We start from the raw sequence: 9090 nt of genomic DNA on the forward strand, positions 1-9090 counted from the left end.
CGGTGGGGCGAGGCGGCCGCGGGAGCGATCGTCACGTGGCGCCGGCCGTCCGTGGGGACGGTCGGGTGACGGTCGTCAGAGGGTGCCGGTGATGGCGGTGCCGGTGTGGTTGCCGGGAACGGCCGTCAGGTCGGGGGTCTGGACGGGGGCCCAGGTGCCGTCGGCGTGGCGGGCGGTGGTCAGGACGCGGTTGTCCGTGGTGGTGACGGCGAACTGGGCGTCGCCGTCGACGGGGGCGGCGCTGACGGAGGCGGCGGTGATGTTGCCGAGGACGCCGGTCAGCGGCCGGAAGGGCTGCCAGGTGCGGTCCGCGAAGCGGATGGTGTGGAACTGGGCGCCGGTCGAGGTGACCGCGACGAGGTCCATGTCACCGCCCTGACGGGCCATGGCGACGGAGGCGACGGTGCCGATGGGGCCGGCGGCGTCGGCGACCGCACCCCAGCCGCTCCAGGTCCCGTCCGCGGCACGGACGGTGTGCTGGACGGTGCCGCCCGCGACGGCCGCGACCTGCAGCTCGCTGCCGGTGCCGGCGGCGGCCACGGAGGTGACGCCGTTCAGCGGTCCGGCGGCGCCGAAGACGGCGCCGAAGCCGGTCCAGGTGCCGTCGGCGTGGCGCACGGTGTGGAAGACCTGGCCGCCGGCGAGGACCACGACGTGCAGGTCGGCACCGATCGAGGAGGCCGAGACCTGGGTGATGTTCCCGAGCTCCCCGGCGGCCTGGTTGACGTCGCCGAAGGCGGACCAGGTGCCGTCGGGCTTGCGCAGGGAGTGGTGGAGGCGGCCGTCGCCGCCGAGGGCGAGGACGTGGGTGTCGCCGTTGATGCCGGCGGCGGCCACGGACTTGACGCCGCCGATGCTGCCCGCGGTGGCCTGGACGTCCTGGAACGCGGTCCAGCTGCCGTCGTAGAGGCGGGTGGCCTGGAACAGGCCGTTGTCGCCCTTGACCAGGGCCTGGGTCTTCCAGCCGGTCGCGGTCGCCCGCACCTGCTGCACCCACGCGCCGAGGTCGTCCACGCGCGAGGACGTCGCCCCGGTACGGGTCTCGGTGGCCGGGGTGCCCAGGCAGCCGCCCTGCCAGGAGCGGACGGCCACGGCGGCGATCTCGGGGGTGCCGTTGCGGTCGCGCAGCAGCGGGGCCCCGGCGTCGCCCTGGCACAGGGCGGCCGCGCCGGCGGCGGGCGCCGTGTCGATGCCGGTGGCGGCGACGGCGCCGACGGTGTGGGTGGTGGTGTGGACCTGGAACGGCGCCCACTCGGTGGCGGTGCGGCCGTGGCCGGGTACGCGCAGGCTGTCGCCGGCCGCGGGCGCGGTGGCGGAGACGGCGAGCGGGGTGACGCCGTCCACCGGCGTGGCGAGGCGGGCCATGACGAGGTCGCGGTCGCCGCGGGTGGCGAGCTCGGCGATGCCGACGGTGTGGCCGGCGATCGTGGCGGTGCTCGCGGTCGCGGGCGCACCGGCGGCGGGGTTGTCGCCGAAGCAGGAGGCGGCGGTCAGGACCCAGTTGCGGTCGACCAGGGCGGCGGTGCACGCGCGCGAGCCCGGGTGGCCGGGCTGTCCGAAGGCGACGGTGCCGACGGCCTGGTAGTCGGTGCCCGCGGCCGGGGCGGCCGGCCCGTCGGTGGCGTTGAGCTCCAGCAGCGTGGTCGAGCTGTTGGCGTCGCCCTCGCCGACCGGGGTCCAGGCGTTCTTGTTGACGTCGAGGCTGCTGACGGTGCCCGCGGTGTTCAGCGTGGCCTTGATGGTGTGGTCGTCGCCCTTGATGTTGTAGACCTGCGGGATCTGCAGGGCGAGGTACCCGGTGGGCCCGGTGATCCGGAAGCACACCAGGCTCGGGTTGGCCGTGCGGCTGTACAGCTGCACCAGGCCGGGCCCCGAGGCGCAGTCGGCGAGCACGATGTGCCCGTCCCCGGCCGTGAGGGTGATGTTCCGGTCCGCGAGGACCTTGGCCGCGTCGGGGTAGCCGAACCCTTCCGCCGCGACCGGCGCCGGCGCGGCCTCGGCGGCGGTCGCCGCCGGCACCGAACCGGCCATCACGGGTATCGCGAGGGCTGCGCCGAGGGGCCAGGCCAGTCTTCGAGCTGTACGCACCAGAATCTCCCGTAAGAGGACGTGCCCGGGAGGCACCAGCACCCCCCGAGCCGGCAAAGAAATGATCAATCGGACGCTATCGCCCGCATTCCTCGCCCGTCAAAGTCGCCGGCCGCCCCGGCGAGTCCCTGGTGGGTCGTCATGTTCCGGGTGGTTTTGCGGCGGTATTCCTTCGGAATGGGGATTTCGCTCTTCGGGGGAATCCGGTCGAATTGTCAGGGGAGGCGGGTCGCCTCGATCACGCACATCGGGCCCTGGGTCGTGCGGATCCGGTCGAGGCGGAAGCCGGATGCGGCGAGGAGGTCGCGCCAGTCGGTGGCGGAGCGTTCGCGGCCGGTGAGCATGCCGAGCATGGTGAGGTCGAGGAGGGAGGCCACCTCGGGGGCGGCGCCCTGGTCGAGGACGGTCTCGACCAGGGTCAGGCGGGCGTCGGGCGCGGTGGCGGCGCGGTGGACGTTGGCGAGGATGTGCCCGGCCTTCTCGTCGGACCAGTCGTGCAGGATGAAGCAGGCCAAGTAGTCCTCCGCGGGCGGCACTTCGACGAAGAAGTCGCCGCCCGCCGTCGTGATCCGGTCGTCGACCCCGTGGGCGCGCAGGACGTCCGGGGCGGCCGCCACCACGTGGGGCAGGTCGAAGACGGTGCCCCGCAGGTGCGGGTCGCGCTGGGCGAGGACGGCCAGGACGGCGCCGTCCGCCCCGCCGATGTCGACGACGGTCCGTGCGCCGTCCAGCTCGACCGCGTCCAGGGCGTGGTGGCGGATGGCGCGGGCGAAGTCGGTCATCGCGGCGGTGAACGCGCCCACCCGGGCCGGGTCCTCGCCGACCCAGTCGAAGAACGGTTCCCCGTAGGCGAGTTCGGCGGCGGGACGGCCGGTCTCGGCGGTGCCCCACAGCTCGCCGAAGGCGCGGTAGTGCGAGTCCATCCACATCAGGGCGATGTTGCGGACGGATTCGGGGACGCCGGAGGCGAGGGTGCGCCCGAGCGGGCCGAGCCGGACCAGCCCGGTGTCGGCGTCGAGCGCGAAGACGTCCTCGCCGGCGAGCGCGTGGACGATCCGGGCCAGCGGGTCGGGGCGCAGGCCGGTGACGGCGGCGAGCTCGGCCAACGGGCGTGGTCCGTCGAGGAGTTGGTCGGCGAGGCCGGCTCTGGCGGCGACGAAGAGGGCCTGGGCGATCTGGTACCCGCCGAGCAGGCGCAGCATCGCGATGGCGGGCGTGGGGGAGGCGGGGGCGTTCATGCCGGTCAAGCTAGCGAGCCGGGGCCGCCGGCGCGCCAGGGCGCGCGGGCGGGCCCACCCGGGCGGAGCAACGGCGTGCTCAGTCCACCAAGTCCGGTGCGAAGTAGTCGCGCAGACGGGCGATCCGGTCGTCGCGGATCCGGAAGATCTGGACGAGCGAGGCCGTGGTGTCGCCCTCGTCCCCCTCCCCGTCGAAGACCGTGTCGATCTCGGCGATGAACACGTCCGGATCGGTGGTGGTGTGCAGCACGTAGCTCGACTTGGCGAAGTTCGGCGTGCGGCCGACCTTCCCGCCGCGCCGGTACTGCTCGGCCATCGCGCTGCGGATCTGCTCGCGGCCGACCAGGCGCCGCGGGAAGTCGGCGTCGGCGGGCACGAACGGTGCCTCGAAGACGCCGTCCTCGGTGAAGGTCTCGGCGAGGGCGTCGGCGTCGCGGGACAGGGGTCCGGCGTGGACGTAGCTCTCGAAGATCTGCTGCGGCGTTCGGGGCATGTCGGTCTCCCTGGACGTGGGCACGGGAGGCCACATAATCACAGGGACGCTCCACTGGCGAAGGGGGATGACGGTGAGTCAGGAGGGCTTCCGCGGCGTCCGGCGCGCGGCGGCCAGGGTCAGCAGGCCCCAGAGCGCGCCCGCGCCGGCGACCGCGTAGACGCCGAGTCCGACGAAGGACAGGTCGTAGTCGGCGGCGACCGGCGGGACGTAGCCCTCCGGGTCGGCCAGGACGACGGTGCTCCGGCCCGCGTCGGACGGGCCGTCGCAACCCGACCCGCTGTACTCGCCGTGCGGCAGCGGCGTCCCGTCCGCGTGGCGGATCCCGCACGTCCAGCTGACGACGCCGCGCTTGTCCTTGGCCGAGTGGGCCCACGTGACCACGACGTCGGTCCGCACCCCGCGGTGCGCGATCACCTCGGCCTGGAAGGCCCTCATGGGCAGGACGAGCAGCGCGATCCCGAGCACGACGCCCGGCCACAGCACCCACCCGGTGGTCCGGAGGGCCATCAGGCCGCCGAGCCCCGCGATGAACACGATCACGGCGGCGACGGCGCAGGGCAGGCTGTAGTCCGGGTTCGCGCCGAGCACCATCAGGCCGACGACCAGCAGCGGTACGAGCAGCCCGGTCAGCAGCGCCGTGATGCGGACGGTCCGCGGCTTGAGCGGCCGGTCCTTGCGGGGCCGCCGCTTCCCGGCCTTCCCGGCGGCGGAATTCGGGCGGAACGTCCCGTCGCTCAGCGGTCTCTTCTGCTTCTTGTTCCTGCGGCGTGCCATGCCCGGGCCCCCGTCCGTTCGTGCGCTCCTGCGTTCCTGCGCTCCCGCGCTTCCGCTCTCCTGTGCTCGCACGCCTCTGTTCTCCTGCGCTCGCGACAGTGTGGCGGCAGCACCGGTGCGAGCGGAACCCGGGCCCCCGGATCTCGCCAGAACTCTTGATGTGAAGTATCTTGATGTCGAGATTGATCCGGGGGTGAGCCCCGGGGAACGGGACGGGGGAGCACCATGGGGCGGAGCGCCAACGGAAGCGGCGGCGGGCTGATCGGACAGCTGCGGCGGCCACCGGGCGGACCGGACGCCCGCACGATGCTGCTCGCCCAGTTCGTCGACCGCACCGGCACCGGCGTCTGGGCCGCCGCCTCCGTCCTGTACTTCACCTTCGTCCGCGGACTCGACGCCGGCCGGCTCGGCCTCCTGCTCGGCGTCGCCGCCGTCGCCGGGATCGCCGGCTCGCCGCTGGCCGGGCGGGCGGCCGAGCGCTTCACCGTCCGCGGCCTCCTGACCGCGTGCCACCTGCTGCGCCTCGGGACGATGGCCCTGCTGCTCGTCGTCGACCAGTACGTCCTGATGCTGCTCCTCGTCGCACTCACCTGCCTCGGCGAGCGCGGCGCCAAGACGCTGGAGATGCTCTTCGCGACCCGGGTCGCGGGCGAGCGCCGCGGCGAGTACCAGGCGCTCTTCCGCAGCGTCGCCAACGCGGGCTACGCACTCGGAGCGGGCGTCGCGGCGGCCGGGCTCGCGGTGGGCACGGTGACCGCCTACCGCGCGCTGATCCTGGCCAACGCGCTCTCCTTCGTCCTGGCCGCGGCCCTCGTCCGGCGGACGGGCGAACCGGCCGGGCACGGGCTCGTGGTGACGCGGAGCACCGCGCCGAGCAGGCCCGAGCCGGCCGCCGGCAGCCCCTGGCGGGACCGCGGCTACCTGCTCTTCGTCCTCCTCGACATGCCGCTCAACCTCGACGACTCCGTGCTCAACGTCGGCCTCCCGCTCTGGCTCGTCCACCACACCACCGCGCCGCACGCCCTCGTGCCCGCCTTCCTGGTGCTCAACACCGTGCTCGTGGTGGTGCTCCAACTGCGCGTCTCCGCCTGGGCGCAGGGGCCGAGCGGGGCGGTCAAGTCGCTGGCCTGGTACGGCGTGACGCTGCTCGCGAGCTGCCTGCTGATGGCGGCCTCGACCGGGCGCGGGGCGTGGGCGGCCTCGGCGGCGCTGCTCGCGGCCGGGGCGCTGGTGACGTTCGCCGAACTGCTGCGCTCGGTCAGCTCCTGGGAGTTGGCGGTGAGCCTGGCCCCGCCGCAGGCGCGGGCGTCCTACCTGGGCGTCGCCGGGATGTCCCAGTCGGTGCAGAAGTCGGCCGGCCCGCTGCTGCTGACCGGCGTGGTGATGACGGCCGGCCCGGTCGGCTGGATCGGGCTCGGCGCGGTGGTGACGGCCCTGGGCGCGGTCCAGCGCCGAGCGGCCGCCCGCCGGCTGGCCGCCCTGGCGCGGCCCGTGGAGTCCGAGGCGCGCCAGGACGGTCGGCAGGTGGCCCGCGAGGTTCAGCGGACGACGTCGATGTAGCTCATCATGCCGTGGTCCTCGTGGGCCGCGATGTGGCAGTGGAACATCCACCGGCCCGGGTAGTCCTCGAAGGCGACGCGGATCACGACCCGGCCCGGGACGCCGTCGACCGCGTGCGGCACCGGGACGGTGTCCTGGCGGTGGGTGTAGGGCTGGGCGGCGCCCTCGACGGACAGGACCTGGAACGCGGTGGTGTGCAGGTGGAAGGGGTGGTCCTCGCCGGAGTGGTTGACGATCGTCCACTCCTCGACGGTGCCGAGCCGGGCGGGGGTGTCGAAGACGGAACGGTCCATCGCGAACTGCTGCCCGTCGATGTAGAAGGTGTTGCCGTCGGCGCTCTCGGACAGGTCGAGGGTGCGCCGCCGGGCGACGGGCGCGGTGGCGAGGTCGGCCGGGGCGGTCGGCAGGGCGCCGGTCGGCTCCGGCAGGCGGTGGGCCGGGCGGCCGGTGACGGCGACGGTGGCCAGTGGCACGTCCGGATAGGCGTCGCCCTGCGGGCCGTTGCTGTAGGCGGCGGTGCGCAGGACGGTCCGGCCGGGGGTGCCGCTCGCGGTGACGAGGACGTCGTAGCGCTTGCCCGGGGGCAGCAGCAGCTCGTCGGCGGTGGTGATCGCGGCGACGGGCGTGCCGTCCTCGCCGACGACGGTGAAGCGGCGGCCGTCCAGCCGGAGCCGGTAGAAGATGTCGGCCCCGGCGTTGACCAGCCGCCACAGCTGGGTCTCGTCCGGCCGCATCGGGAGCACCGGCCGGAGGCGGCCGTTGACGAGCCGTACGGTCGGGTTGCCGGACTGGAGCGGGTCCGCCGCGGTGCCCTGGAGGATGTGCCCGCCCGCGTCGAGCTGGGCGTCCTTGAGGACGACGGTGTGCGCCGTGACGTCGCGGAGGCCCGCCGGCAGCAGCGTGCGGTCGTCCCCGACGATCAGGGCGCCGGACAGGCCCGCGAAGATCTGGTTCTCCACGTCGCCCGGCGCGAACCCCGCGTCGTGGCCTGCCATGCCGTCGGCCATGGGGCACGACGTGCCCATCGCGTGGCTGTGGTACCAGAACGTGCCCTGCGCGTGGTCGGCTGGGATCTCCAGCCGGTACGTGGTGGACCCGCCCGGCGCCACGCACAGGAACGGGTCGTCGGACTGCCCCTCCGGGGACACGTGCAGGCCGTGGAAGTGCAGGTTGGTCGCGACCGGGAGGTGGTTGACCAGGTGGACGGTGACGGTCGATCCGGGCGCCACCCGCACGGTGGGCGCCACGAACGAGCCGGTGTAGGAGGCGCCGTGGACCTCGCGCCCGGAGACGTCGAAGCGGCTGCGCGCCGCGTCGAGCGTCAGGGTGAGGTCGGGGCTCGCGCTGCCGGTGGCGTCCACGGTGGCCGGGTCCTGGAACGGCATGCCTGCCCGCATGCCCTTCTCCTGCTCGGCGGTCGAGGGCGGCGGCGGTGGGGCCGCCGCCGGCGAGACGGCCACCGCGTCGGCGCCGACGGCGGCCGTGAGCAGCACCGCCACGGCGGTCACGGCGTGGATGAGGCGTCTGGTGCGCCGTATTCGCCGCCGCTGGGCGTGCGCGTCCGCTCCGATGTCACGGGACATCAGGGTTCTCCGTATTCACTTGGGTGAGGGTTGGGTGGTGCGGGCGCCAGGATTCAGCAACCGGCATGCGCCCGACAAGACTTACCCCCGGATTTCCTCGTCGCCGTCCGCCAGGGCGGCGGCCTTGCGGAGGAGGACGGAGCGTTCGCGCGCGTTGGCGCAGAGGCGGACGGCCAGGTCGAGCTCGGCGCGGGCCTCGGGGGTGCGGCCGAGGCGGGCGAGGAGCTCGGCGCGGACGGTCGGCAGTAGGTGGGAGCCCGCGAGCCGGCCGGTCGCGGCGAGGTCGTCGACGAGGTCCAGCGCCGGCTGCGGGCCGCTCGCCATCGCCACCGCGACGGCCCGGTTGAGCTCGACGACGGGCGAGGGCGCGACCCGGCCGAGCGCCTCGTAGAGGAGCACGACCCGCTCCCAGTCCGTCTCCGCGACGGAGGGCGCCAGGGCGTGGCACGCGGCGATGGCGGCCTGGAGGCCGTACGGGCCGAGGCCGCGCCCGGCCGCCGCGGCGCGGTCGAGGGCGGCCCGGCCGCGGCGGATCGCCGAGCGGTCCCACCGGCGCCGGTCCTGGTCCTCCAGGAGCACCGGCTCGCCGTCGGGCCCGGTCCGGGCCGGGAACCGGGCCGCCGTGAGCTCGAACAGGGCCAGCAGGCCGTGCACTTCGGGCTCACGGGGCAGCAGGGCGGCCAGCATCCGGGCCAGCCGGACCGCCTCGCGGGCGAGGTCGGTGCGCAGCAGGTCGTCGCCGCTGGTGGCGGTCGAGCCCTCGGTGAAGATCACGTACAGGACGCTGAGGACCGCGCCGAGCCGGGTGCGGCGCTCGTCGGCCGGCGGCAGCTCGAACGGCACGCCGGCGGCGCCGATCGTCTTCTTGGCGCGGGTGATCCGGGCCTGGACGGTCGGCACGGGCACGAGGAACGCGCGGGCGATCTCCTCGCTGGACAGGCCCGCCACCACGCGCAGCGTGAGGGCCACCCGCGCCTCGGGGGAGAGCACGGGGTGGCAGGCGATGAACATGAGCGCGAGCACGTCGTCGTCGACGCGGTCCGGGTCCCACGGCAACTCGTCGGTGCGCTCCGGCGGTTGGAGGGCGCCGGGGGCCGCCTCGCCCTCGGCGAGGCGGCCCGCGAGCCGGGCGTAGCGCTCGTCCCGGGCGGAGCGGCGCCGGAAGCCGTCGATGGCGCGCCGCCGTGCGGTGGCGAGCAGCCAGCCGACCGGGTTGGCCGGAGCGCCGTCGCGGGCCCAGGAGACGAGCGCCTCGGCGAGCGCCTCCTGGGCGACGTCCTCGGCGAGTTCGAAGTCCCCGGTGTAGCGGGTGAGCGCGCCGACGATCCGGGCGGACTCGATCCGCCAGACC

At 74.7% G+C, this 9090-nt stretch carries 7 protein-coding genes; 1 reads left to right on the forward strand and 6 read right to left on the reverse strand.

Annotation, left to right across the window (positions count from 1 at the left end; genetic code table 11):
- Nucleotides 1-75: 75 nt before the first annotated feature.
- The 4 genes from ACFXDE_RS43210 to ACFXDE_RS43225 form a co-directional block, all read right to left on the reverse strand.
- A complete protein-coding gene (locus ACFXDE_RS43210; protein ID WP_380499702.1) occupies nt 76-2088 on the reverse strand; it encodes a trypsin-like serine protease in 2013 nt (670 codons plus the stop codon).
- A gap of 215 nt (nt 2089-2303) precedes the next feature.
- Nucleotides 2304-3326 carry a methyltransferase gene (locus ACFXDE_RS43215; RefSeq protein WP_380499703.1) on the reverse strand — a complete coding sequence of 341 codons (1023 nt, stop codon included), beginning with the start codon at nt 3324-3326 and terminating at the stop codon, nt 2304-2306.
- A gap of 79 nt (nt 3327-3405) precedes the next feature.
- Complete coding sequence (locus ACFXDE_RS43220) at nt 3406-3819, reverse strand: nuclear transport factor 2 family protein (protein WP_380439188.1); 414 nt, start codon at nt 3817-3819, stop codon at nt 3406-3408.
- A 78-nt stretch (nt 3820-3897) separates the two neighbouring features.
- Complete coding sequence (locus ACFXDE_RS43225; RefSeq protein ID WP_380499704.1) at nt 3898-4596, reverse strand: hypothetical protein; 699 nt, start codon at nt 4594-4596, stop codon at nt 3898-3900.
- Nucleotides 4597-4821: 225 nt separating this feature from the next.
- Here ACFXDE_RS43225 and ACFXDE_RS43230 point away from each other — a divergent pair, with 225 nt between their 5' ends.
- The gene (locus ACFXDE_RS43230; RefSeq protein WP_380499705.1) at nt 4822-6156 is read left to right on the forward strand and encodes an MFS transporter; all 1335 of its coding nucleotides are present in this window, start codon (nt 4822-4824) and stop codon (nt 6154-6156) included.
- Here the strand turns inward: ACFXDE_RS43230 and ACFXDE_RS43235 are convergent.
- Both ACFXDE_RS43235 and ACFXDE_RS43240 read right to left on the reverse strand, forming a co-directional pair.
- Nucleotides 6135-7739 carry a multicopper oxidase family protein gene (locus tag ACFXDE_RS43235; protein WP_380499706.1) on the reverse strand — a complete coding sequence of 535 codons (1605 nt, stop codon included), beginning with the start codon at nt 7737-7739 and terminating at the stop codon, nt 6135-6137. The two genes, ACFXDE_RS43230 and ACFXDE_RS43235, sit on opposite strands and share 22 nt — an antisense overlap.
- A gap of 81 nt (nt 7740-7820) precedes the next feature.
- Nucleotides 7821-9090, reverse strand: a 1270-nt coding sequence (locus ACFXDE_RS43240; RefSeq protein ID WP_380499707.1) for an RNA polymerase sigma factor, incomplete at its 5' end; no start/stop codon positions are given.

It is taken from the genome of Kitasatospora sp. NPDC059408 (genome assembly GCF_042751525.1).
Taxonomy (GTDB): Bacteria; Actinomycetota; Actinomycetes; order Streptomycetales; family Streptomycetaceae; genus Kitasatospora.

Coding starts and splice junctions, on each gene's coding strand:
- ACFXDE_RS43220 (WP_380439188.1), bottom strand. CDS start 3,819: ATGCCCCGAACGCCGCAGCAGATCTTCGAGAGCTACGTCCACGCCGGA.
- ACFXDE_RS43215 (WP_380499703.1), bottom strand. CDS start 3,326: ATGAACGCCCCCGCCTCCCCCACGCCCGCCATCGCGATGCTGCGCCTG.
- ACFXDE_RS43230 (WP_380499705.1), top strand. CDS start 4,822: ATGGGGCGGAGCGCCAACGGAAGCGGCGGCGGGCTGATCGGACAGCTG.
- ACFXDE_RS43235 (WP_380499706.1), bottom strand. CDS start 7,739: ATGTCCCGTGACATCGGAGCGGACGCGCACGCCCAGCGGCGGCGAATA.
- ACFXDE_RS43225 (WP_380499704.1), bottom strand. CDS start 4,596: ATGGCACGCCGCAGGAACAAGAAGCAGAAGAGACCGCTGAGCGACGGG.